The organism is Microbacterium sp. Be9, from assembly GCF_011754135.1.
Classification (GTDB): Bacteria; Actinomycetota; Actinomycetes; order Actinomycetales; family Microbacteriaceae; genus Microbacterium; species Microbacterium maritypicum_A.
Window position 1 is genome coordinate 1,239,528 of record NZ_WNWT01000004.1, and the last position, 23,289, is coordinate 1,262,816.

Annotated in this window: 20 protein-coding genes, 1 tRNA gene and 1 pseudogene; 6 read left to right on the forward strand and 16 right to left on the reverse strand. The window is 68.5% G+C overall.

From position 1 onward, the window contains the following. Positions 1-14 precede the first annotated feature (14 nt). The 3 genes from sufU to GLO27_RS10165 are packed head-to-tail and all read right to left on the reverse strand — an operon-like array spanning position 15 to position 2,176. Positions 15-449: a Fe-S cluster assembly sulfur transfer protein SufU gene (gene sufU / locus GLO27_RS10155; protein ID WP_021198165.1), complete on the reverse strand. Its 435-nt coding sequence runs from the start codon at positions 447-449 to the stop codon at positions 15-17. Then, positions 446-1,753: a SufS family cysteine desulfurase gene (locus GLO27_RS10160; protein ID WP_167254664.1), complete on the reverse strand. Its 1,308-nt coding sequence runs from the start codon at positions 1,751-1,753 to the stop codon at positions 446-448. Before GLO27_RS10160 ends, sufU begins: the two co-directional genes overlap by 4 nt. Positions 1,754-1,795: 42 nt before the next feature. Then, a complete protein-coding gene (locus tag GLO27_RS10165; protein ID WP_021198167.1) occupies positions 1,796-2,176 on the reverse strand; it encodes a helix-turn-helix domain-containing protein in 381 nt (126 codons plus the stop codon). 91 nt (positions 2,177-2,267) lie between these two features. Between GLO27_RS10165 and GLO27_RS10170 the strand changes: the two genes are divergently transcribed. Then, entirely contained in the window at positions 2,268-2,660 is a 393-nt protein-coding gene (locus GLO27_RS10170; RefSeq protein ID WP_167254666.1) for a nuclear transport factor 2 family protein, read from the forward strand. Positions 2,661-2,782: 122 nt separating this feature from the next. Then, entirely contained in the window at positions 2,783-3,430 is a 648-nt protein-coding gene (locus GLO27_RS10175) for a LysE family translocator (protein WP_167254668.1), read from the forward strand. A gap of 32 nt (positions 3,431-3,462) precedes the next feature. Here the strand turns inward: GLO27_RS10175 and GLO27_RS10180 are convergent, their stop codons facing one another. From GLO27_RS10180 to GLO27_RS10210, 7 genes are all read right to left on the reverse strand, one after another. Then, positions 3,463-4,263, reverse strand: coding sequence for a DUF1206 domain-containing protein (locus tag GLO27_RS10180; protein ID WP_167254670.1), 801 nt, complete (start codon positions 4,261-4,263; stop codon positions 3,463-3,465). Positions 4,264-4,325: 62 nt separating this feature from the next. After that, on the reverse strand, positions 4,326-4,961 hold the full coding sequence (locus GLO27_RS10185; RefSeq protein WP_167254672.1) for a GyrI-like domain-containing protein: 636 nt from the start codon (positions 4,959-4,961) through the stop codon (positions 4,326-4,328). Positions 4,962-5,067: 106 nt separating this feature from the next. Continuing rightward, positions 5,068-5,934, reverse strand: coding sequence for a GyrI-like domain-containing protein (locus GLO27_RS10190; protein ID WP_167254674.1), 867 nt, complete (start codon positions 5,932-5,934; stop codon positions 5,068-5,070). A 213-nt stretch (positions 5,935-6,147) separates the two neighbouring features. Further along, the gene (locus tag GLO27_RS10195; protein WP_021198173.1) at positions 6,148-6,282 is read right to left on the reverse strand and encodes a methionine/alanine import family NSS transporter small subunit; all 135 of its coding nucleotides are present in this window, start codon (positions 6,280-6,282) and stop codon (positions 6,148-6,150) included. Further along, positions 6,279-7,898: a sodium-dependent transporter gene (locus GLO27_RS10200; RefSeq protein WP_021198174.1), complete on the reverse strand. Its 1,620-nt coding sequence runs from the start codon at positions 7,896-7,898 to the stop codon at positions 6,279-6,281. Before GLO27_RS10200 ends, GLO27_RS10195 begins: the two co-directional genes overlap by 4 nt. Positions 7,899-7,967: 69 nt before the next feature. Next, entirely contained in the window at positions 7,968-8,642 is a 675-nt protein-coding gene (locus GLO27_RS10205) for a haloacid dehalogenase type II (RefSeq protein WP_167254676.1), read from the reverse strand. A 75-nt stretch (positions 8,643-8,717) separates the two neighbouring features. Further along, positions 8,718-8,806 (reverse strand) — tRNA-Ser (locus tag GLO27_RS10210). 189 nt (positions 8,807-8,995) lie between these two features. Between GLO27_RS10210 and GLO27_RS10215 the strand changes: the two genes are divergently transcribed. The 3 genes from GLO27_RS10215 to GLO27_RS10225 all read left to right on the forward strand — a co-directional run bounded on the left by GLO27_RS10215 (position 8,996) and on the right by GLO27_RS10225 (position 14,123). Next, positions 8,996-9,706, forward strand: coding sequence for a potassium channel family protein (locus GLO27_RS10215; RefSeq protein ID WP_021198176.1), 711 nt, complete (start codon positions 8,996-8,998; stop codon positions 9,704-9,706). 83 nt (positions 9,707-9,789) lie between these two features. Beyond that, a complete protein-coding gene (locus GLO27_RS10220) occupies positions 9,790-11,445 on the forward strand; it encodes an MFS transporter (RefSeq protein ID WP_243844759.1) in 1,656 nt (551 codons plus the stop codon). A gap of 83 nt (positions 11,446-11,528) precedes the next feature. After that, positions 11,529-14,123, forward strand: coding sequence for an alpha-L-rhamnosidase (locus GLO27_RS10225; RefSeq protein WP_167254680.1), 2,595 nt, complete (start codon positions 11,529-11,531; stop codon positions 14,121-14,123). Positions 14,124-14,127: 4 nt separating this feature from the next. Here the strand turns inward: GLO27_RS10225 and GLO27_RS10230 are convergent, their stop codons facing one another. Further along, the gene (locus GLO27_RS10230; protein WP_167254682.1) at positions 14,128-16,413 is read right to left on the reverse strand and encodes a glycoside hydrolase family 3 C-terminal domain-containing protein; all 2,286 of its coding nucleotides are present in this window, start codon (positions 16,411-16,413) and stop codon (positions 14,128-14,130) included. Positions 16,414-16,507: 94 nt separating this feature from the next. Here GLO27_RS10230 and GLO27_RS10235 point away from each other — a divergent pair, with 94 nt between their 5' ends. Further along, positions 16,508-17,092 (forward strand): TetR/AcrR family transcriptional regulator, encoded by a 585-nt coding sequence (locus GLO27_RS10235; protein WP_029259679.1) that lies wholly within the window; start codon positions 16,508-16,510, stop codon positions 17,090-17,092. Here GLO27_RS10235 and GLO27_RS10240 read toward each other — a convergent pair. From GLO27_RS10240 to GLO27_RS10260, 5 genes and pseudogenes are all read right to left on the reverse strand, one after another. Continuing rightward, complete coding sequence (locus GLO27_RS10240; protein WP_167254684.1) at positions 17,089-18,036, reverse strand: carbohydrate ABC transporter permease; 948 nt, start codon at positions 18,034-18,036, stop codon at positions 17,089-17,091. The two genes, GLO27_RS10235 and GLO27_RS10240, sit on opposite strands and share 4 nt — an antisense overlap. Then, positions 18,033-18,998, reverse strand: a complete 966-nt coding sequence (locus GLO27_RS10245) for a sugar ABC transporter permease (RefSeq protein ID WP_021198182.1) — start codon at positions 18,996-18,998, stop codon at positions 18,033-18,035. Before GLO27_RS10245 ends, GLO27_RS10240 begins: the two co-directional genes overlap by 4 nt. Before the next feature lie 6 nt (positions 18,999-19,004). After that, positions 19,005-20,375 carry an extracellular solute-binding protein gene (locus GLO27_RS10250; protein WP_167254686.1) on the reverse strand — a complete coding sequence of 457 codons (1,371 nt, stop codon included), beginning with the start codon at positions 20,373-20,375 and terminating at the stop codon, positions 19,005-19,007. A 40-nt stretch (positions 20,376-20,415) separates the two neighbouring features. Beyond that, positions 20,416-22,058 (reverse strand): annotated as a pseudogene (locus GLO27_RS10255) (glycoside hydrolase family 13 protein). A gap of 186 nt (positions 22,059-22,244) precedes the next feature. Next, entirely contained in the window at positions 22,245-23,249 is a 1,005-nt protein-coding gene (locus GLO27_RS10260; RefSeq protein WP_021198185.1) for a LacI family DNA-binding transcriptional regulator, read from the reverse strand. Positions 23,250-23,289: the final 40 nt, after the last annotated feature.

Below are 23,289 nucleotides of genomic sequence, written 5' to 3' on the forward strand. Positions count from 1 at the left end.
GTCCATCCTGCACCTCAGCTGCGCGTGAGCGCGTCTTCCGCCGCGACCCAGGCGAGCATGGCGCACTTGACGCGCGCGACGTACTTCGACACCCCACCGAGGGCAGCGGCATCGCCGAGGAGCTCTTCATCCGGTTCGATCGTGCCGCGGGATCGCATCGCCTCGCGGAAGGCCGCGATGCGCACCTCGAGGTCTTCGACGCTGAGTCCTTCCGCGAGCTCCGCCAGCAGAGAGGCCGATGCCTGCGAGATCGCGCAGCCGTGCCCCTCCCAGGCGATCGCCTCGACGCTGCCGTCGGCATCGCGGTGCACCTGCAGGGTGATCTCGTCACCGCAGGTCGGGTTCAACTGGTGGGACTGCGCGGGGATCTCGTCGCGGAGTCCATAGCCGTGCGGCGTGCGCGAGTGGTCCAGGATCAGCTCCTGGTACAGGTTCTGCAGGTCGCTCATGCGCCCCTCCGGAAGAAGTCGATCGCTCCGGCGACGCCCTCGATCACGGCGTCCACCTCGGCCTCGGTCGTGTACAGGTAGGTGCTCGCCCTGGTGGAGGAGGTCACACCCAGGCGGCGGTGCAGCGGTTGCGCGCAATGGTGGCCGACGCGAACGGCGATGCCGCGGTCGTCGAGGAACTGACCCACGTCGTGCGAGTGGATGCCCTCGACGTCGAAGCTCGCGAGGCCGACGCGGGGCAGGTCGATACCGGCGCCGAGCACACGCACGCCGTCGATCGCGCTCAGCCCGTCGACGAGACGGCGACCGAACGCGGCCTCGTGCGCGGCGATGCGCGGCATCCCCACCTCGGTCAGGTAGCCCACGGCCGCGGCGAGCGCGATCGCCTGCGAGACGCGCTGCGTTCCCGCTTCGAAGCGCTGGGGCGGCGGCAGATATTCGGCCTCGGTCGTGGTCACCGTGGTGATCATCGAACCGCCCGTCAGGAACGGGGGCATCGCTGCCAGCACCTCGCGCCGACCGTAGAGGGCGCCGATGCCGGTCGGTCCGAGCATCTTGTGACCGGACAGCACGGCGAAGTCGACCCCGAGGGCACGCACGTCGAGCGGGAGGTGGGGTGCCGACTGGCAGGCGTCGAGCAGCGTCAGTGCGCCGACCTCGCGCGCGAGCGAGACGAGCTGATCGACGGGGTTGACGACACCGAGCACATTGGAGACATGGGTGAACGCGACGAGCTTCGTACGGGCGGTGATCAGCTCTGCCGCGACGTCGAGCCGCAGGCCCCCGTGGTCGTCGAGGGGTATGACCTTCAGCGTCGCGCCGGTGCGCGCCGCCAGCTCCTGCCACGGGATGAGGTTCGCGTGGTGCTCCATCTCTGTGGTCACGATCTCGTCGCCTTCGCGGAGACGGAGCCCCTCGGCGGCCGCTCCCCCGCGCCCGAGCGACGCGTTCGACAGCGAGTACGCGACGAGGTTGGTCGCCTCGGTCGCGTTCGAGGTCCAGACGATCTCGTCGTCGGCGGCGCCCACGAATCGGGCGACGGCGGCGCGCGCGTCTTCGAAGAGCTCGGTCGCCTCGGCGGCGAGCGTGTGCGCGCCACGGTGCACCGCGGAGTTCATGGAGGTCGCGAAGTCACGCTCGGCGTCGAGCACCGCGGTCGGGCGCTGCGACGTCGCCCCCGAGTCGAGATACACGAGCGGATGCCCGTGCACCTGCGCTCCCAGGATCGGGAAGTCCCCGCGGATGCGCCGCACCTCGGCCTCGTTCAAGGGGGCGATCAGGTCGACACCGGGAGAAACGCTCATCGTTCCAGTTTCCCACCTGTGAGCAGGGGGTGGGCGCAGGCGTCAGCGCCCGTCGAGCGTCTTCGCGTCGGCGGCCTCGTCGTAGCGGTCCTGCGCATCGCGGACATCCTCCACGTGCGACTCCGCCCAGACCTGCAGCGCCTGGAGTGGCTCGTGCAGGGTCCGCCCGAGTGGGGTGAGTCGGTACCGGGGATGACCGTCGTCGCCGACCGCCCGCTCGAGCATCCCATCGCGTTCGAGGGCGCGGAGTGTGTCGACGAGCACCTTTTTCGTGATCCCGTCCATCCGGCTGTGCAGCTCGCCGAAGCGCAGCGGCTGCTCGTGCAGGAGGACGACGATCATCGCGGTCCACTTGTTCGCGATGCGGGCGAGGGACGCGCGCGACGGGCAACTGGCGGAGAACACCGTCCATGTGCGCGACATCCGCCGCTCCTTCCCAGGTGACGTTGAAGTAACCGCGTCCCGGTCGAGACGCTGGATGCTCCACAGTACCGACCCATCCAGGAGGAGCATCATGTCGGCAATCGACGTCGTAAGACAGTATGGTGCGGCCATGGCCGCCGGAGACATGGAGGCTCTGGCCGCGACCTTCCACGCGGACGCCGTCTGGCACCAGCCCGGAGAGAGCCAGGTCTCGGGGGACCATGTCGGTCCCGACGCGATCCTCGCGCACCTCGGCCGGTTCATGCAGCTGAGCGGCGGAACCTTCGCCCTCGAGACCGAATCGGCGACCGAGAGCGGCGCACTCGTCTCAGCGACCGTGCGCTTCCGTGCCCAGCGCGAAGGGCGCGACGACCTCGACCAGCACGGCGTCGACGTCTTCCGCGTCGCCGATGACCGCATCGTCGAGGTCTGGTTGATCAGCGAGGACCAGGACGCGGAGGACCGCTTCTGGGGCACGGTCTGATCGAGGGCACCGTCTGATCGAGGGCACCGGATCCGGCAGCACCGTCTCCGGCAGCACCTGATCCGGCAGCGCCGGGTGGCCGGGCCTCGACCGCCCGGCGCCCGCGCCTCTAGGCTCATCCCATGATCGCCCCGGACACGCTGCTCGCCTTCGTCGTCGCCGCGTTCGTCATGGTCGTGATCCCCGGGCCGACGGTGCTGTTCACGATCGGCCGGGCCATGGTGCTGGGGCGCTGGGGCGGGTTCCTGAGCATCCTCGGCACGGCCGTCGGGTCGATCGTCCTCGTCGTGGCCGTCGCGCTCGGCGTCGGCACCGTGATCGCACAGTCGATCGTGCTGTTCACGATCGTCAAGGTGCTCGGCGCCGGTTACCTGATCTTCCTCGGCATCCAGGCGATCAGGCACCGGAAGGATGCGGCGCGCGCCATGTTCGCGGCACCGGCACGGCGCTCGGGGTGGCGACTCCTCAGCGAAGGCTTCGTCGTCGGCGTGACCAACCCGAAGTCCATCGCCTTCTTCCTCGCGATCCTGCCCCAGTTCGTCGATCTGCATGCCGGTTCCGTCCCCGCGCAGCTCTTCCTGCTCGGGGCGATCGTCGTCACCATCGGTGTGACGTGCGACGCGGTGTGGGTGCTCCTCGCGAGTGCCGCCCGCGACTGGTTCGGTCGCTCCCCACGACGCATCGAGGCGATGGGCGCGACAGGCGGCGGACTGATGATCGCTCTCGGAGCGTTCCTTCTGGTGTGGAGCGAGAAGCCCGCGACCGCCTGAGTGCGGCCTGAACGCTCACACGTGCCTGGAGGTCACATGCGAGCGAAGCGGGCCCGAGCGATGCAGAAGACGCCGTAGACCGCGAAGCCTGCGCCGACCAACCCCAGGACGAGTCCTCCCAGGGGCAGCTCGAGCAGGCTGTGCAGAGCAGCGTCGAGCCCTGCGCCCTTCTCCGGGTCCTGTGTCACGGCGGCGACCACGAACAGCACCCCGGTCACGGCCACCGCGATGCCCTTGCCGAAGTACCCGATCACTCCCAGCGTCACGATGCCCCCGCGAGCGACCCCCGATGGCAGGTCGAGCAGCTTCTCGAAGCCGCGGGTGAAACCGCCGACGACGAACCCGACCCCCACTCCGATGACCGAGAGCCCCACGACGACCAGCAGGGCCACGCCGCCCGGCGCCGAGAGCAGCACCGCGCTCAAGGTCTTCGAGGCCGTCTCCGAGTCGGCGTTGCCACCCACCGCGTAGATCAGGGCCATGCCTCCGACGACGAGGTACGCGGCGGCGATGCCGAAGAGCTTGACGCGCTGACCCCACTTCTTCGTCTCGGCCGGGTCGGCGGCGAGGAAGGCACTGGCGATCTGCCATACGGCAAGCGCGATCAGCCCGGCGGCCACGAGTACGAGCAGCAGGCCTCCGATCGGGCTCTGGCGGATCTGCTCCATCGCTCCGTCCTGGTCGGCGTCGCCGGAGGCGCCCGCCGCGATGGAGATCGCCACCGAGCCGATGATGACGTGGATGAGGCCCAGGACGACGAAACCGGCACGGGCGATCCGTCGGAACGTCGACGACCTCTTGGCGACGCGTGCCGCATTCTTGACCGTGCTCATCGTTGAAGCGTATCCGTCGCACCGGAAGCCGAGGAGGGGCTTGCTTTCCCGGTATCCACCGCTCAGGCGCGCGGCATGACCGACTGCCGGAGGATCGTGCGCAGCTTCGCCGGATCGACGCGACGCAAATCGCTCAGGTAGATCTCGTGATGGAGTCCTCGCATCTGCAGCCCGTTCTCGGGGATGAAGCGGTGATGCAGATCGTCGAGCACCGGACCTTCGTCGTCGAACGGGCCGACATGCAGCGTCTGCACGCAGGTGGCCTCGTCGAGCGTCTCCAACCGCACGGACTCCAGTGCCGGAATCGACTCCTTCTTCTTCGCCGCCTTCTTCGCGACGGCTTCCACCGCAGCCACGCACATCGCCCCGGTGATGTGGTCGCCGACCATGATCATCATCGTCCACATCCACGCCGACTTGTCGCGGCGCGAGGTGAACGACTCCATGTCCGGTGCATGCCAGAGTCCTTCGAGCGGCATCACCACCGTGTCGACGCCGAGCTCGTTCCGACTCGCGAACTTCAGCGCATAGGCCACCGGGAACAGGGCGGACACGGCCTCCCGGTACGCGGGTGCGGTGTTCGGGTCGCCTGCCCCGTCGATCATCAGATACTGCAGGGGCGGCACCTCGACGATGCGGAACTCTCCCCTCTTCGCGCGATACGCGTCGAGCGTCTTCTTGGGATCGATCGCCGCCATGACGTGCCCTCCTTGATCGTGCGCCCAGTGTCGCACGGGCGTCGGACACGGTGCGGCGAGGCGAGGGCGGGTGGTGCGCGGACGCCCGCCCGCCCTCGGGCCTGCGTCAGCCGTGCTCGACCGGAAGCCAGAGCTCGCACGACGCGGAGTCACCCCGGAACTCGAGGTAGCGCACGATCGAGGGACCGGGACGAAGCCTCCAGGGGTTCGACGGGAACCACTCGGTCGCTGTGGCGGCCCACAGATCCTGCAGCGTCTCGGGGAACGGGCCCTGGGCCGCGAAGACCGCCCAGGAACCGGCTTCGAGGGGAAGGGAGTCGAGGTCGTCCGGAACGGGAGTAGTGCTCTGCAGGGCGACGCCGTGCAGATACGTGAGCAGCGTGCCCTCCGGTGCGTCCGGTTCGATATCGGCCGTGACGGCCAGGATCCCCGACGGCTCGGCGTCGCCGAGGCCCTTGAGGCGCGCATGTTCCTCGGACGGGATCGCGGCGATGTGCTCCTGGATGTGCGGATTGACGCCCTCGTGGATCAACGGGACCTCGGCGGCATGACCGGCGAGGACGAACGCGGGCCGAGTGGTGATGGTGACGTCCATGGGGATTCTCCCTTCGACGCTCAGGCGGAACCGGAGCGTGGGTTGAGTGCGGAGAGGACCCCCGTCACGGCGCGCATCGGCCGGACTGATGCCGTGCACAGCCCGGAACGCGCGTCCGAATGCCTCGACCGACCCGTACCCGTGGCGCACGGCCACGTCGAGCAGACTCGCGGCACCCGCAGCGAGCTCCGCCCCGGCGAGGGTCATCCGACGACGACGCACGTATTCCGAGAACGGCATGCCCGCGAGTGCCGAAAACATCCGGCGCAGGTGATACTCGGTGGTGCCGTGCTCATGCGAGAACGAGGCCACGTCGATCTCCTGACCCGGGTCTCCTGCGTCGACCACGTCGATCAAGGCGTTCAGCGTGCCGATCATGAGGTCCTCCTTTCCTCACCATCGTCACCGTCGCCCGCCCCTCGCGACCCGACTTCTGCGGTCCGATGCGATCGGCGCCAGAGCTCAATCGACGTCAGAGCTCAATCGACGTCAGAGTTCAATCGACGTCAGAGCTCAATCGACGTCAGAGTTCAATCGACGTCAGAGTTCAATCGACGTCAGAGTTCAATCGACGTCAGAGTTCAATCGACGTCAGAGTTCGACGGGCGGCGCCGGTTCGGTCTCCGATTCCTCGGGATGACGCGCCAGGTTGACGATCCCGGCGATCAGGCCACCCCACACCGTGACCATGGCGACGATCATCATGACGATCGCGATCGGAGTCATGCGCCGGCTCCCTTCGTCGTGCCGACTGCCGGTATCGCCGAGGTCTCGGTATCCGGTTCGTAGTGCTCCTCGGAGAGGAACTCGTCGTACTCGGGGTCGTCCTTCGCATGCGAGCGCGTGCTCCAGGGCAGCGCCGACAGGATCAGCGCCAGGACGACCAGGGCGATGACCATCCCCCAGCCGAAGATGGCGAGGAACCAGGCGGGATAGCCGCTGTACGGTTCGGAGGTCTTCGCGATGAGCTCGCTGACGAAGAGGTATCCGAGAACGACCGGCGCGAGAACCCCGACGAGCACCTTCCAGACGGTGCCCACCCGGAAACTCGAACGCCGGTTGAGGTGCTCGACCAGCACCGGCAGCTTGTGCAGCAGCCAGGCCACGATGATGACCGCCACCAGCGCGACCGCCATGATGCCGAAGGAGTTGACGAAGGCATCGGCCGTGTCGAGCACCGACAGGGCCGTGGTCGTCGAGAAGAGCGCCATCGAGATGATCGCCAACGGGATCGCGACCGTGAGGGTCGTGCGCACGCGCGCCCATCCCAGCTTGTCCTGCAGGGCGGCCACGATCACCTCGAGGATCGAGATGAGGGAGGTGACGCCGGCGAACACCAGGGCTCCGAAGAACAGCACACCGATGATCGACCCTCCCGTGGCCTGCGAGACGATCGTGGGGAAGGCGATGAAGGCGAGACCGATTCCGGAGGACGCGACACCGGCCACCTCCGTTCCCTGCGCCTGCGCCATGAATCCCAGCGCCGCGAAGACGCCGATGCCGGCGAGGATCTCGAAACCGGAGTTGGCGAAGGCCACCACGAGCCCGGAACCGGTCAGATCGGTCTTCCGCTTCAGGTAGGACGAGTAGGTCACCATGATGCCGAAGGCGACGGAGAGCGAGAAGAAGATGTGTCCGTAGGCGGATGCCCAGACGCCGGGGTCGGCCAGTGCCTCCCAGTTCGGGGTGAAGAAGGCGTTGAGGCCGTCCATGGCTCCCGGGAGGAACAGGGACTGCACCACGAGGATCGCGAACATCACGGTGAGCAGCGGCATCAGGATCATGTTCGCCCGGCCGATGCCGCGCTTGACGCCCAGCGCCATGATGACGATCACGATCAGCCAGACCACGACGAGCGGGATGCCGACCTGTGGGACGAAATCGGTCGATACACCGACCTCGGCGACGTCCGCCGATCGCAGGAAGTCGATGAAGAAGAAGTCGTTCTCGTTGCCCGCGCCCCAGGTGAGCTGGGCCGAGAACCACGTGTACATCGCCGCCCAGGCGATGATCACCGCGTAGTAGACCGCGATCACGACGCAGATGAGCACCTGCCACCAGCCGAGAGGCTCGGCCGCACGGTGCATGCGACGGAACGCCAGCGGCGCCGACCCACGGAATCGGTGACCGATCGCGTAGTCGAAGAACAGCAGCGGGATCCCGGCCGTGAGCAGAGCACACAGGTACGGGATCAGGAAGGCTCCGCCACCGCCCTCGTAGGCGACGTAGGGGAACCGCCAGATGTTCCCGAGGCCGACCGCGGAGCCGATCGCCGAGAGGATGAACACATTGCGCGAGCCGAAGGCTTCACGTTTGTGGGTCTGCGTCGCTGCGGTGGCCATGCGGACGAGGCTACCTGAGCGTCGAGCCGAACGTCGGGTCGGACACAGACACGAGCCGATCCCGCCGCTTCAGTCCAACGCATCCGCCAGCCCGGCCAGGGTGGAGAAGCGACCGTCGAAGGCGTCGGTCTCCGCGGGCGGATCACCCACCGGACGCGGCACGTACGCGGTCCTCATCCCTGCATCTCCGGCGCCTGTGAGGTCCCAGGCGTGAGCGGCGACCATGAGCACTCTCTCCGGGTCGCCCCCTGCCTCCTCCACCGCGAGCCGGTAGACCCGCGGTGAGGGCTTATAGGCCTCGACGGCATCCGCGGAGAGCGCCCCGTGCCATCGCAGTCCGGCGTACTCCCCCAGCGCGCGCAGCGACTCCGGGTTCGCATTCGACAGCCCGAGAACATGGAAGCGGGCGGCAAGCCGCGCGACGCCCTCGCACGAATCCGGCCAGGCGGGAAGACGCTTCGTCGCGGTGGCGAGGCGATCGATCGTCGCGGCATCCGTGATCCCCGCGGTCTGCGCCACCCGAGTCGCCGCCTCGCGATCAAGGATTCCGGAGTCGACATAGTCGCGCTCACCCCGTGCGATCCGGCGCTGCTCCCCTTCGATATGACGTTGCCAGACACCGAGGAGTTCATCGGCATCACGGGGAGAGCCGCCCGCCTCCTCGATGGCGATGCGGAGCCCTCCGGGTTCATCGACCAGGGTGCCCAGCACGTCGAAGACGATCGTGGTGATGTCGCGCAGCATGGTTCGAGTCTGCCCCGACGCGGGAGCGCAGGGGCCGGGAACGAGAAAACCCCCGCCTGAGCGGGGGTTCTTCTGCGGAGACGAGGGGATTTGAACCCCTGGTCCCCGTGAGGGGACTCCACCTTAGCAGGGTGGTGCACTCGGCCGGACTATGCGACGTCTCCAGGCATCCGACCCGAAAGCACGGATGCACTTAGCCATCATAACGGGTCGGACGAGCGGTGACGAACCGGCACCCCCGAACTCGCTTCCGACCGACGCGCACGCGGGCTGAGCGGGGATGCGCACTCGCGCTGGGATACTTGCCGCACATCGTGGGCACCCGACGTCCACCGCGCGGAAGAGGACCGATCATGCCCCGCACCGACACCGTGAACGCGGAGAACGCCCACACCCCCTCGCATCGCGAGCGGGACGGCCAGGCGCGCGGTTACGCGATCATCCTCGGTCTGCTCATCGTCTCGTACGGCTTCTGCGCGGCGCAGCCCAGCACCGACCCGAGCCCCTGGGCCTTCCTCGCCATGCTGGCGACAGTGGCGATGGTGTTCTACGTGACCCGTGCACGACATCTCGTGCAGCGTGTGTGGTGGGTGGTGCTCTCGGTCGCCGGTGCCGCCGCCGTCATCGCCGCGCTCTTCGGCGTCGACGGCCCGGTGCTCGCGATCCCGCTGTCGGCCGCATCGATGCTCGCTCTGCTGGTCGCTCCGTGGGCCATCATCGCGCATCAGGTCAACCGGCGGGGCCTCGACCTGGAGGCGCTGCTGGCGGCGATCACGGCCTACATCCTGGTCGGGATGTTCTTCGCCTTCGTCTACAACCTGATCTCGCAGATCTCCCCCACACCGATGTTCGGCGAGGAGAGCCTCGACTCGCTCGGCAACCAGCTGTTCTTCTCGTTCACCGCACTGACCACGACCGGATACGGCAATCTGGTCCCCGTCGGCACCACCGGACAGGGGATCGCCATCGCCGAGGGCATCACCGGGCAGCTGTTCCTGATCACGGCGGTCGCACGGATCATGCGCGGCGCGAGCGCGAAAGGCAGATCGAGCACGCCCGCCTGAGTGCCTTCGGGCGTGCCCGCCGCCCGCCGACCTCATCCGGAAGGGGTGACGCCCGCACGGAGATCGCCCCGTCGGATGCCACGATGAACAGGCTCGAAGGAGTCACCATGAAGAGATGGGGCGTCATCGCCGTCCTCGGCTCCGCGCAGTTCGTGATGGTGCTGGACGGCACCGTGATGAACGTGTCGATATCGACGGTGGTGTCCGACCTCGACACCACCGTGGCCGCGATGCAGGGCGCCATCACGTTCTACACCCTCACGATGGCGGCGTTCATGCTGCTCGGGGCGAGGCTGGGTGACGTGTGGGGCCGCCGCAGGGCGTTCGTCATCGGATCGTGCATCTATGCCGTGGGGTCGCTGATCACGGCGGTGAGTCCGAACGTGCAGTTCCTGTTCCTCGGCTGGTCGGTCGTCGAAGGTCTGGGTGCCGTGCTCGTCATCCCGACGATCGCCGCCCTCGTCGCCGACAACTACCGCGGCCGTGAGCGCATCACGGCGTTCGCTATCATCGGCGCCGTCTCCGGGGCCGCCGTCGCGGCTGGACCACTGATCGGCGGATTCGTCACGACCTACTTCGACTGGCGCTACGTGTTCGCCGCCGAGGTGCTCATCATGATCGGCGTGGTGCTGTGCGCCCGGATCGTCACCGACCCGACGCCACGGCAGAGCGTGCGCATCGACGTCCTCAGCGTCGCGCTCTCGTCGGTCGGGCTGGTCGCGGTGGTGTTCGGGATGCTGCAGAGCAAGACGTGGGGGTGGGTGCTGCCGCTGAACCCGCCCACGATCGGCGGCGTCGTGGTCGCCCCTCTCGGCATCTCTCCCGCCGCCTGGTTCATCGTGCTCGGCGTCGTGCTCCTGGCCCTGTTCTTCTCGCGTCAGCGCCTGCTCGAACGCCTCGGCCGGTCGCCGCTCATCCACGTGGGGATGTTCTCGATCACCTCGCTCCGCAGCGGACTCACCGTCCTCGGGGCGCAGTACACCGTGACCGCCGGGCTCTTCTTCATGGTGCCGGTGTATCTGCAAATGACCCTCGGCCTCGATGCCCTGGAGACCGGGATCCGGATCTTCCCCCTCTCCATCGCTCTCGTGCTGTTCTCGATCGTGGGCACCCGACTCTCGCGCCTCTTGTCTCCGCGGACGATCGTGCGCATCGGACAGCTGACACTCGTCGTCAGCGCCCTCATCCTTCTCGGCTCCGCCACCAGCGACCTGCGCAGCGGCTTCTTCGCGACCGGGATGTTCCTCGCCGGAGCGGCCCTCGGACTCCTCGCCTCGCAGCTCGGGAACGTGAACATGTCGAGCGTGACCGAGAAGGAGACGAGCGAGGTCGGCGGGCTTCAAGGAGTGTTCCAGAACCTCGGCTCGTCGCTCGGAACGGCCCTGATCGGCTCGATCCTCATCGGTGCGCTGTCGACCTCGTTCGCCTCGGGAGTCGCGGCGAGCGACCTGCCCGAGACCACCCAGGCGACCGTGGCGAGCGCCACGCAGCACGGAGTCACCATCGTGCCCGCAGCCGACGTCGCCGCCATCGCGGAGAAGGCCGGGCTGGACGATGCCGACGCCGACACTCTCGCCACGGTCTACCGCGATTCGCAGCTGTCGTCGCTGCGCATCGCGTTCTTCGGGCTCATCCTCATCAGTCTGCTGTCGCTCTTCTTCTCGAAGGGGATACCCCACGCGAACGCCGTCCGCAGACGGCACGGCCAGGAGACGGCTGACCAGCGCGGACCCGGCTGACCAGCGCGGACCCGGCGGAGTCGCCGGTCCGAACGTCGCCGTCGCCGTCGCCATCGTCATCGGGATCGGCGAGGATGAGGACCATGACGACCGTCTCCGCACCCCGCATCGAGCACCACCGGGAACCGTTCGGCATCGGCGAGAGCGCACCGCGCCTGAGCTGGACCACCACGGATGCGCCTGCCGGCTGGCGCCAGGAGCGCTACGCCGTCACGGTGGTGCGCGACGACGCCGAGGAGACCGTCGAGGTCACGTCCGCCGAGCAGGTCCTGGTCCCCTGGCCGACTCGTGCGCTCGACTCCCGCGAGCGGGTCGGTGTGCGTGTGGCGGTGCAGGGCGCCGACGGCCGCTGGTCGGCCGAGAGCCCGCAGACCTGGGTGGAAGCCGGCCTCCTCCACCCCGACGACTGGTCGGCGCGGCCGGTCGGGCTCGACCTCGATGAGGACCCGGAGAGCGACGCCCGCCGCGCCACCCTGGTGCGGCGGAGCTTCCGGCTCGACGGTGAGGTCTCCCGCGCCCGGCTCTACGCCACCGCGCACGGCCTGTACGAACCCGAGATCAACGGCGAGCGCGTCGGCTCCGACACGCTGTCGCCGGGATGGACGGTCTATCGCGAACGGCTGCGGTACTACACCTACGACGTGACCGCCCTGCTCGTCGTCGGCGAGAACGCGCTCGGCGCCTGGCTCGGCGACGGCTGGTACCGCGGACGTCTCGGCTGGCGCGGCGGGTACCGCAACGTGTTCGGAAGCGATCTGTCGTTCCTCGGCCAGCTGGAGATCACCTATGTCGACGGACGACGCGAGACGATCGTGACCGACGACTCATGGAAGGGCGCGCTCTCCCCCATCCTCCGCTCCGGCATCTACGACGGCGAGGACTACGACGCACGCGAGGAGCTCCCGGAGTGGACGACCGCCGCCTTCGATGACGCGCAGTGGCTGCCTGTCGCGGTGCGCGATCGCGATCCGCGCACCCTGGTCGCACCGACGGCGCCACCTGTCAGGGTGACCGAGGAGATCGCCCCCGTCGCCGTGCTCACGTCACCCGGCGGCGCCCGCATCCTCGACTTCGGGCAGAACCTCGTGGGAAGGGTGCGCATCAGCGTGACCGGTCCGCGCGGCACGACCGTCACGCTGCGCACTGCGGAGGTTCTGCAGGAGGGGGAGATCTACACGCGGCCGCTGCGCAGCGCACGCTCCAGCGACTCCTACACACTCGCCGGACGCACCGGCGGCGAGGAATGGGAGCCGCGGTTCACATTCCACGGCTTCCGATACGCCGAGGTCTCCGGCTGGCCGGGCGACCTCGATGCGGATGTCGCGGCCGGCGCTCTGATCGCCCGTGTGCTGCACACCGACCTCGAGCGCACCGGGTGGTTCACCTGCTCCGATCCCCTGGTCGAGCAGTTGCACCGCAACGTCGTCTGGGGCATGCGCGGAAACTTCGTCGACATCCCCACCGACTGCCCGCAGCGTGATGAGCGCGTGGGGTGGACGGGCGACGTGCAGGTGTTCGGCCCGACCGCGTCGACGCTGTTCGACGTCTCGGGGATGCTGTCGGGATGGCTCCGTGACGTGGAGGCCGACCAGCTGCCCGACGGCACGGTCCCGTGGTTCGTGCCCGTGATCCCGTCGCACAAGGTGTGGTCTCCGATCCGCGCCGGCGCCGCCTGGGGAGATGTGGCGACGCTGCTGCCGTGGACCCTGTACCAGCGCTTCGGAGACGAGGGCGTTCTGGCGACGCAGTTCGAGAGCGCACGCCGATGGGTCGACAAGGTGGAATCACTGGCCGGACCCGACCGCCTGTGGAACGAGGGGTTCCAGCTCGGCGACTGGCTCGATCCCGCGGCGCCCCCGCAGGATCCGGGCGATGCCCGCACCGATCGGTATCTCGTCGCCACGGCGTACTTCGCCCGGTCGGCGCGAGCGGTCGCCGATATGGCTCGTGTGCTCGGACGCTCCGCCGACGCGGATCGTTACGGCACGCTCGCCTCCGAGGTCGCTGCCGCTTTCCGGGGTGCGTATGTGAAACCCGACGGCACGATGACCTCCGACGCCCAGACTGCGTACGCCCTGGCCATCGTCTTCGACCTGCTCGCCGACGAGACGCAGCGTGCGATCGCGGGGGCACGCCTCGCCGCGCTCGTGCATGCCGCGGACAACCGCATCGCGACCGGCTTCGTGGGCACGCCGCTCGTCTGCGACGCGCTCACCCTGACCGGCCACGCGGATGCCGCCTACGACCTTCTTCTCGAGCAGGGCTGCCCGTCCTGGCTGTACCAGGTCGTGCAGGGCGCGACCACGGTCTGGGAGCGGTGGGATGCGATGCTCCCCGACGGCACCGTGAACCCCGGGACCATGACCTCGTTCAATCACTACGCGCTGGGAGCGGTCGCGGACTGGTTGCACCGCAGCGTCGCCGGGCTCGCACCCGCAGAGCCCGGATACCGCCGCATCCGCTTCGCACCACGTCCCGGTGGCGGGCTCACCCATGCCTCGGCGATGCAGCGCACGCCCTACGGTGACGCCTCGATCGCGTGGCGTGTCGACGAGGGCGAGCTGCATGTCGACCTCGTGGTCCCGGTCGGCGCGACGGCCGAGCTCGACCTGCCCGGAACAGCGGGGGAAGAGCTCGGGCACGGCGCGCACGCGCGCGCCGTGCCCCTGCATTCCTGACGGGTCAGCCGGCGGCGGGACCGCCCGTGTTCGCTGCGGCGATCAGCTGCTCGATCTGCTCGAAGTCGACCGGGAGCCCCGGGAATCCGGCCAGACGTCCGATCGGGAAGGAGGCCATCATCTTCTGCATCGCCTCGTCGTTCGGCATCGTCGACGCCGCAGCCGCGTCGCCGCCGAGTCCGCCCATCAGGCCGCCCAGCGCCTGCTGCACGATGGGGCCGGCGACGGGGTGCGCGATCAGGTCGCCGATGGAGGAGTTCATGGTCAGTTCCTGGTGCACCTCGTCACCCGAGACCTCGACCGACGCGGTCGAGCGGATGTCGCGACTGGAGGCGGCCACATCGACGGCATAGGTGCCGCCCTCGACCACCCAGCGGTCGACGCGGATGTCCCAGTAGGCGAGGTCTTCGCGCCGCACGACGAGCTCGACCGTGCGCGTCTCCCCGGCAGCGAGCGCGACCGAGGAGAAGGCCTTGAGCTCACGAGGTGCGCGCTGCACGATCGACGCGGCCGGGGCGACGTAGACCTGCACGACCTCGCGCCCGTCGCGGTCACCGGTGTTGGTGACGTCGACGCGCACGACGATGTCCCCGTCGGCACCGACATCGGCTGTCGCTCGACCGTATTCGAACGTCGTGTACGAGAGTCCGTGGCCGAACGGGAAGGTCACGTCGAGACCCTTCGCGTCGTACCAGCGGTAGCCGACCAGCAGACCCTCGCCGTAGCGCACGTGTCCGAACTCGCCGGGGAAGTTGCCGAATGACGGGTTGTCCTCGAGCCGGGCCGGCACGGTCTCGGTGAGCTTGCCCGAGGGGTTCACGGCACCGTAGAGCACGTCGGCCACCGCGCTGCCGCCGGCCTGACCGAGCAGCCAGCTCTCGACGATGGCCGGCACGCGGTCGGCGAAGGGCAGGGCCACCACGCCGCCGTTGGACAGCACGACCACGACGCGGGGATTGACCTCGAGCACGGCGTCGAGCAGGGCGAGCTGCGGCGCCGGCAGGTCGATGTGATCGCGGTCGAAGCCTTCCGACTCCTCGGCAGCGGGGAGGCCGAGGAAGACCACGGCCACGTCTGCCGCCTCGGCGACGCCGACGGCCTCTGCCCGCAGGTCGTCGGCAGTCCGACCGGATGTCGCGATGGTGCCGCCTTCGACGGCGAAGCCCGCGGCGTAGGAGACGTTCTCGCCGCCCACGGCACGCAGTTCATCGAGCGCCTTGTCGACGCGGGTGGGGTTGATCAGCGAAGACCCCGCGCCCTGGAACCGCGGCTCGGTCGCGAACGCGCCGATCACGGCGATCTTCTGGTCGACGGCGAGCGGGAGCAGGGCAGCCTCGTTCTTCAGCAGCACGATGGAACGACCGGCCGCCTCGCGGGCGAGTGCGTGGTGGGCATCGACATCGAGCGGGCCTGCCACGGCCGGGCGCTCCCCGGCCTTGCGCACGAGCTCGATGGCGCGGCCCGCGGCGGTGTCGAGCACGCTCTCCTCGAGCGTTCCCGCACGCACGGCGGCGACGAGCTGCGCATCCGTGCGCCCTCCCGACGCCGGCATCTCCAGGTCGAGGCCTGCAGCGACGCCGGCGACGCGGTCGTTGACGGCGCCCCAGTCCGACACGACGAGGCCGTCGAAGCCCCAGTCGTCGCGCAGCACGCTGGTGAGCAGCCACGGGTCCTCCGAGGTCCAGACGCCGTTGAGCTTGTTGTACGAGCACATGACGGTCCACGGCGAGGCGTCCTTCACGACGCGTTCGAACCCGCGCAGGTAGATCTCACGCAGCGGGCGGGGGTCGACGTCGGAGCTCGCACGCATGCGGTCGAACTCCTGGTTGTTCGCGGCGAAGTGCTTGAGCGAGGTGCCGACGCCCTTCGACTGGATACCGCGGACCGAGGCGGCGCCGAGGACGCCGGACACGATCGGGTCTTCCGAGAAGTACTCGAAGTTGCGGCCGCACAGCGGCGAGCGCTTGATGTTGATGCCGGGGCCGAGCACGACGGCGACGTTCTCGATCGCGGCTTCGACGCCGATCGCCGCGCCCACGCGCTCGATGATCTCCGGATCCCACGACGAGCCGATGCCGACGGCGGGTGGGAAGCAGGTGGCGGGGACGCTGCTCGCGAGACCGAGGTGATCGGTGGCACCGGACTGCTTGCGCAGGCCGTGCGGACCGTCGGTCATCATCACCGACGGGATGCCCGCGCGGGCGATGGCCTTCGTGGTCCAGAAGTCCGCACCGCTGGTGAGCGACGCCTTCTCCTCGAGGGTGAGGTCGGAAGCCGAGATCTCGGTCATGGTGTTCCTTTCGCGGGCGACGTCGATGTCCTTGCGAAAACCATATGCCCTTCAGTATTAGATTTCAAACGGCATTCAGGATTAGGGTCGAAGCATGGCACGACGGGGTTCGTATGCGAAGGGCGTGGCGCGACGCGAGGAGATCCTCGAGAGCGCCCTCGACGTGATCGGACGCAAGGGTTACCAGAACGCGTCCCTCAAGGAGATCGCCGAAGTCGTCGGCGTCACCCCCGCTGCTCTCCTGCACTATTTCGGATCGAAGGAGGAGCTGTTCACCGAGGTGCTCCGCAAGCGCGACGAGCACGACGGCCTCGATCCCGCCGGGCTCAGCGACGCCGAGGCCAGAGCCGCGTTCATCGGCGTGATCCGCCACAACACCGAGGTCCCGGGTCTCGTCGCCCTGTTCTCACGCCTCTCCGTGGACGCCGCCGACCCGGAACACCCCGCCCACGACTACTTCCTGGATCGGAGCGCGCGCCTGCGCGACTCCATCGCCGACAACTTCGGCGCCGACGGCAGACGCTCCACTCTCGACCCGGACACGCTCGCGCGGGTGATCCAGGCGGCGTCCGACGGGCTCCAGCTGCAATGGATGATCGACCCGACCGTCGATATGCCCGGCATCATGGGTGCCCTGATCGACGCCCTGCATCCGCCAGTGCCGCCGACCGTCGACTAGCCCTTCACGGCACCCCCGAGTCCGGCCGAGCGCAGGAACACCGACTGGAAGATCAGGAACATCGCGATCGGGATCAGGGTCGCGATCGCCAGCGCCGCCAGGAACACGTCGAGCTCTGTCTGCGACTGCACGGCGGGGAGACGCACCGACAACGGTTGCACCGCAGGGTCGGGCAGCACGAGCATCGGCCACAGGTAGTCCTTCCACGCGGCGATGATCGCGAACACCGAGACCACGCCGAGGATCGGCTTCGACATCGGCAGCACGATCGACCAGAACAGCCGGAAAGGTCCGGCGCCATCGGTGCGCGCTGCCTCGAACACCTCCCACGGGAGCGAATCGAAGAACCGCTTCACGAGCAGGATGTTGAACGCGTTCGCGCCCATCGGCAACCAGACCGCGAGGTAGTTGTTGAGCAGGCTCACGTCCCCGAGCAGCGGCGGATGCACGATCGTCAGGTACAACGGCACAAGCAGCACGATGCCCGGGATGAACAGCGTCGCCAGCACCAGGGCGTTCAGGATCGGCGCGTACTTCGGGCGCAGCACCGACAGCGCGTAGCCCCCGGTCGTCGCGATGAGCAGCTGCACGAACCAGGCGCCGAGGGCGATGATCACCGTGTTGAAGAAGTACTGGTCGATCTGGATGTCGTTCCACGCGGTCGACAGGTTCTCCCAGTCCATGCCGTTCGGCCACAGGGCGAACGGCTGCTGCAGCGTGTCCTGGGTGGGGGTGATCGCCGACTTCGCGAGCCACAGGATCGGCCCGAGCCCGGCGACCACCAGTCCGACGGCGAGGAACACGTGCGTGAGCGACATCCCGATGCGGATGCCGGGCCGCCGACGTTCGGAGTCAGAGATGACGGTGCGGTCCCCGACGCGATCGGCGGCCTTTTCCGCCGCCTTCTCCGCGGCACGGGTCGAGAGGCGGGTGGTGAGGCTCACGTCGTGCTCCAACGGTCGGTCAGCTTGAAGTACAGCCAGGAGAGGAGGGCGAGGACGATCGCGAGCAGCACCGAGACGGCCGTCGCCTCGCCGTAGTCGCCGCCCAGGCTGTTGCGGAAGGCCTTGTCGTAGATGTACAGCAGCACGGTCTTGGTCGCTCCGGCCGGTCCACCGCCGGTGAACAGGAACGGCTCGAGGAAGACCTGCGCGGTGGCGATCACCTGCAGGATCAGCATGATGAAGAGGATGCCGCGCAGCTGGGGCAGCGTGACGTGCCAGATCTTCTTCCAGATGCCGGCGCCGTCGACCTCCGCGGCGTCGTAGAGCTCGGGCGGCACGCCCAGAAGCGCGGCGAGGTAGATGATGATCGACCCACCGGCGCCTGCCCACGTGGCCTCGAGCACGAGCGAGGGCATGGCCTGCACCGCGTCCTGGATCCACGGCTGTGGAGGGATGCCGACGAAGCCGAGCACGGTGTTGAACACCCCGGACGGGTCGGCGCTGTAGAAGAACTTCCACAGCAGCACCGCGACGACCGGCGGGATCACGACGGGCAGGTAGGCGAGCGCCGAGTAGATGCCCTTGCCACGACGCACCTCGCTCATCAGCACGGCCATCAGCAGCGGCAGCGGGAACCCGAAGAGCAGCGCGAGCACGGCGAACCAGAGCGTGTTGATCACGGCGCGGCCGAGCTCGGGGTCGCCGATCACGGCGAGGTAGTTGTCGAATCCGACCCACTCGGAGACGATCAGGTTCGTCTTCTGCAGGCTCATGATCACCGACTGCACGATCGGGGACCACGAGAAGAGCACGAACACGAACAGCATGGGGAGCACGAACAGCAGGTTCGCGAGCCCGCCGCCGCGGAACCAGGTGAGGGGCGAGCGGCGGCGGGAGGGGCGCACAGCGGGCGGCGGAGAGTCCTCCACCGCCGCCCGCTGCTCGGAGAGCGTCATCGTCATGAAGCGTTACTCGTCGAGCTTCGCCTGCGCGTCGGTCTGCACCTGAGCGAGCAGAGCGTCGATGTCGGCGTTCTGGTCGGTCAGGACCTTCTGCACCACGGTGTCGAGGAGGGCATACACCTCCTGCGTCTTCACCTTCGGCTCACCCACCGGCGTCTGGTCCCAGATGCGGTCGCTGAACGGCGCCATCTGCTCGACCGGGACGTTGATGTAGTCGGCGATCCACACCTGCGACTCGTCGTACAGCTCACGGCTGAGCACCGGGAGCAGCGGGGTGCCCACCGCCTGGCCGGACTCGTTCAGGGTCTTCGCATCGAGCACCGCCGCGTCCTCGTCCATCAGCTTCTGCATGTAGTACCAGTCGATCCACGTGACCGCCGCCTCCTTCGTCGCGTCGTCGACCGTGGGGCTGATCACCGCGATGTCACCGCCGCCGAGCGTGCCGGGGTCGTCGCCTTCCATGGGCACGACGGTCATGCCGTAGATGTCCGAGTCCATGCCGAAGTCGCGTACGAGGGCGGTGTAGATGTCGGAACCCGATGTGTACATTCCGATGTTGCCGGCGGCGAACTCCTGGTTGATCGTTCCCCAGTCGAGGTCGACCTTCGATCCGAACGAGCCGTCCTCCCACTTCACGTCGTGCAGGAACTGCAGCGACGCCTTCGTCGCATCGTTGTCGATCGTCGACTCGGCCGTGCCATCCCCGTTGTCGGTCTGGGTGCGCCCGCCGCGGGCGACGGTCTGCGAGGTGAGCTGCCACCCGCCGGTGTTGTTGATGGCCATCTGCGCATACCCGGCCTTGCCCGTGGTATCCGTGATCTTCTTGGCGGCCTCGCGGATCTCGTCCCACGTCTCCGGCGGGTTGTCGGGGTCGAGCCCGGCCTGCTCGAACAGGTCGCGGTTGTAGTGCAGCGCGGCGGCGTACGCCTGGCGCGGGAAGCCGTAGATCTTGCCGTCGGCGCCGGTGACACCGTCGAGGATGATCGGGTTGAACTTGTCGGTGTAGCCGAGCTTCTCGATCGCGTCGGTCACGTCCATCAGCTGCCCGTTCTCGAGCAGCGTCTTCGAGTCGGTGAACGGCACGGTGAAGACGTCGGGCAGGCTTCCGCCGGCGAGCTGCACGGCGAAGGTCGGGCCCTCCCACTCGTACTCGACGCCGATGATGTCGATGTCGGGGTGCTCCTTCTCGAACTGCTTCTCCTGAGCGGCGAACGCATCGTAGGCGGCAGCGTCCGCTCCCGGGGGGAACGTCGCGACACGCAGCTCGAGTCGTCCGTCGCCGCTGTCGCCGTCGCCGCTGGACGTGCAGCCGGCGAGCGCGCCGACTGTCGCGAGCACGGCGATGCCGGCGACCATGGCCTTCGTTGATGACTTCATTGTCTGTCCTTCCATGTGGTGCTGATCGGGTGGTGCAGGGCTACTTCGGCGCCCGGTGCGGGTGCGCGGGGACGGCTCGGAGGGCGAGCCAGGCTGTGGAGTCAGGAGGGAGCGCACCGTCGAGTGGCGCGCTGGCGAGGAGCACCCCGTGGTGCGCCGGCAGCGGCACGGGCGCGGACCCGAGGTTCGTGATGCTGAGCGTGCCGTCCCCTCTGCGGAACGCGAGCACGTCGGCGCCGAGCTCGAGCCACTCGAGGTCGTCTCCGGCGAGGTCGTCGAGTCGACGGCGCAGCGCGATCGTCGCGCGGTACAGGTTGAGGGTCGAGTCGGGGTCCCTGTGCTGCGCGTCGACCGTGAGCGCCTCCCAGTCCTCGGGCTGCGGAAGCCACGGGGCGCCGCCGAAGCCGTACGGCGTGGCCGTTCCGGACCAGGGCAGAGGCACGCGGCATCCGTCGCGCCCCGGGTCGACCCCGCCAGAGCGGAAGTGCATGGGGTCCTCGATCGCGTCGAGGGGCAGTTCCACTTCGGGAAGGCCGAGCTCATCGCCCTGGTAGATGTAGAGACTGCCCGGCAGCGCCGCGACGAGCAGCGCCGCGGCGCGAGCGCGGCTCGCGCCGCGTACGGCATCCGTCGCGGTGCCGAAGCGCTTGCGCTCGAACGCGAAAGAGGAATCGGCCTGTCCGTACCGGGTGACCGGACGCGTGACGTCGTGGTTCGAGAGCACCCAGGTCGCCGGCGCGCCGACCGGCGCGTGTTCGGCGAGCGTGCGGTGATGGAGTCACGCATCGCCCTGGCGCTCCACGGCTGCGTCATGAATCCGAAGTTGAAAGCCGTGTGCATCTCGCCGGGGCGCAGATAGCGGGCGAAGCGCTCGGCGTCGTCGAGCCACACCTCGCCGACGAGCACCCTTTCGCCGTCGTACTCATCCGCGACGGACCGCCAGTCGCGGTAGATGTCGTGCAGCTCGTCGCGGTCGATGTGCGGGTGGCCGACCGTGGGAGCGGAGCCCGGCGGAAGGTCGGGAAGAGTTGGGTCCTTGACCGGGAGCGCCGCGGAGTCGATGCGGACGCCCGCGACGCCTCGGTCGAACCAGAATCGCAGGACGTCCTCGTGCTCACGCCGCACATCCGGGTGGTTCCAGTTCAGGTCCGGCTGTTCGGGGGTGAACAGGTGCAGATACCACTCGCCGTCGGAGCCGTCGGGGTTCTGAGTGCGCGACCAGGTCTCGCCCTGAAAGCTCGAGACCCAGTTGGTCGGGATGCCGTCACCGCGCTCGCCCCGACCGGGGTGGAACCAGAAGCGCTCGCGCTCCGGGCTGCCGGGGCCGGCCGCCAGCGCCTGTCGGAACCACTCATGCTGATCGGAGATGTGGTTGGGCACGATGTCGACGATCGTGCGGATGCCGAGTTCGAGCGCCTCCGCGATCAGCTGCTCCGCCTCTTCGAGGGTGCCGAAGCGGGGGTCGATGCGGCGGTAGTCCTGTACGTCGTAGCCGCCGTCCGCGAGCGGGCTCAGGTACCAGGGGGTGAACCAGAGCGCGTCGACGCCGAGGCTCTTCAGGTAGGGCAGCCGTGAGCGGACGCCGGCGAGATCGCCGATGCCGTCACCGTTGCCGTCCGCGAAGCTGCGCACATACACCTGGTAGATGACGGCTGTGCGCCACCACCCCTCGCCCACGGGCATCGTCAAGGTGCGGGCCGGTGCCGCCGTGCGCAGAACGTCAGTGTCCACAGATCTCCTCGTCGTCGATGGCGATGAGTCGAATGTAGCTTTTCCGCGCGTTCCGTGCAAGAACTAAACAGAATGTTGGAAAATTACGATGGCTTACATGCGCGCACAAGGACGGCTCGGGGCCGTCCGCAGCTCAGATCAGCGCAGCGGGCCCGTCGAGGCTCGCAGCACCAGCTCGGGCTCGAACAGCAGTTCGTCGCTCGGCTGGGCCGTGCCGGCGATCTGCGCGAGCAGCAGGGCGATCACGGCGCGCCCCATGGACTCGATCGGTTGTCGCACCGTCGTCAGCGGAGGTTCGGTGCAACTCATCAGCGCCGAGTCGTCGAACCCGACGATGCTCACGTCCCCCGGCACGGAAAGTCCGGCTCGCCGCGCCGCGCGTACGGCCCCGAGTGCCATCGGGTCGCTCGCGCACACGATCGCGGTCGCGCCGGCAGCGAAGAGGCGCGAGGCCCCTGCCTGCCCGGACTCGAGCGAGTACATGCCGCGCACCACGAGCTCGTCGGACAGCGGTGCCCCGAGCGCATCCAGCAGTCGGCGCGCGGACTCGAGCTTGCGGCGGGAGGGGACGTGGTCCTCCGGCCCCAGGAGCAGTCCGATCCTCCGATGCCCGAGCTGGTGCACATGCAGCACGGCCTGTTCCGCCGCGGCGGCGTCGTCGGTCGACACCGTCGCGAAGTGCAGCTCGGCGACGCGGGCGTTGACGAGCACGGTCGGCAGGTTCACCTGGCGCAGCCGCTCGTAGTGCTCATGTGCGGCGTCCGCCTGCGTGTAATTCCCGCCGAGGAAGATGACGCCCGAGACCTGCTGCGCGAGGAGGAGGTCGACGTAGTCCGACTCGGTCACTCCGCCGGCGTTCTGGGTGCACAGCAGAGGCGTGTAGCCGTTCTGGGTGAGTGCGCCGCCGACGATCTCGGCGAACGCGGGGAAGATCGGGTTCTGCAGCTCGGGGAGCACGAGTCCGACGAGGCGGGCACGCTCGCCCCGGAGCTTGGTCGGCCGCTCGTAGCCGAGCACGTCGAGGGCGGTGAGGACCGCCTGCCGGGTGGCGTCGGAGACCCCCGGCTTCTCGTTGAGCACGCGGCTGACCGTTGCCTCGCTCACACCGACCTTGCGGGCCACCTCTGCCAGTCGCTTCGACATGCAGTCAGTGTACGCAAATCCTTGCAAGAACGCGCAAGCA

Coding starts and splice junctions, on each gene's coding strand:
- sufU (WP_021198165.1), bottom strand. CDS start 449: ATGAGCGACCTGCAGAACCTGTACCAGGAGCTGATCCTGGACCACTCG.
- GLO27_RS10160 (WP_167254664.1), bottom strand. CDS start 1,753: ATGAGCGTTTCTCCCGGTGTCGACCTGATCGCCCCCTTGAACGAGGCC.
- GLO27_RS10165 (WP_021198167.1), bottom strand. CDS start 2,176: ATGTCGCGCACATGGACGGTGTTCTCCGCCAGTTGCCCGTCGCGCGCG.
- GLO27_RS10170 (WP_167254666.1), top strand. CDS start 2,268: ATGTCGGCAATCGACGTCGTAAGACAGTATGGTGCGGCCATGGCCGCC.
- GLO27_RS10175 (WP_167254668.1), top strand. CDS start 2,783: ATGATCGCCCCGGACACGCTGCTCGCCTTCGTCGTCGCCGCGTTCGTC.
- GLO27_RS10180 (WP_167254670.1), bottom strand. CDS start 4,263: ATGAGCACGGTCAAGAATGCGGCACGCGTCGCCAAGAGGTCGTCGACG.
- GLO27_RS10185 (WP_167254672.1), bottom strand. CDS start 4,961: ATGGCGGCGATCGATCCCAAGAAGACGCTCGACGCGTATCGCGCGAAG.
- GLO27_RS10190 (WP_167254674.1), bottom strand. CDS start 5,934: ATGATCGGCACGCTGAACGCCTTGATCGACGTGGTCGACGCAGGAGAC.
- GLO27_RS10195 (WP_021198173.1), bottom strand. CDS start 6,282: ATGACTCCGATCGCGATCGTCATGATGATCGTCGCCATGGTCACGGTG.
- GLO27_RS10200 (WP_021198174.1), bottom strand. CDS start 7,898: ATGGCCACCGCAGCGACGCAGACCCACAAACGTGAAGCCTTCGGCTCG.
- GLO27_RS10205 (WP_167254676.1), bottom strand. CDS start 8,642: ATGCTGCGCGACATCACCACGATCGTCTTCGACGTGCTGGGCACCCTG.
- GLO27_RS10215 (WP_021198176.1), top strand. CDS start 8,996: ATGCCCCGCACCGACACCGTGAACGCGGAGAACGCCCACACCCCCTCG.
- GLO27_RS10220 (WP_243844759.1), top strand. CDS start 9,790: ATGAACAGGCTCGAAGGAGTCACCATGAAGAGATGGGGCGTCATCGCC.
- GLO27_RS10225 (WP_167254680.1), top strand. CDS start 11,529: ATGACGACCGTCTCCGCACCCCGCATCGAGCACCACCGGGAACCGTTC.
- GLO27_RS10230 (WP_167254682.1), bottom strand. CDS start 16,413: ATGACCGAGATCTCGGCTTCCGACCTCACCCTCGAGGAGAAGGCGTCG.
- GLO27_RS10235 (WP_029259679.1), top strand. CDS start 16,508: ATGGCACGACGGGGTTCGTATGCGAAGGGCGTGGCGCGACGCGAGGAG.
- GLO27_RS10245 (WP_021198182.1), bottom strand. CDS start 18,998: ATGACGATGACGCTCTCCGAGCAGCGGGCGGCGGTGGAGGACTCTCCG.
- GLO27_RS10250 (WP_167254686.1), bottom strand. CDS start 20,375: ATGAAGTCATCAACGAAGGCCATGGTCGCCGGCATCGCCGTGCTCGCG.
- GLO27_RS10260 (WP_021198185.1), bottom strand. CDS start 23,249: ATGTCGAAGCGACTGGCAGAGGTGGCCCGCAAGGTCGGTGTGAGCGAG.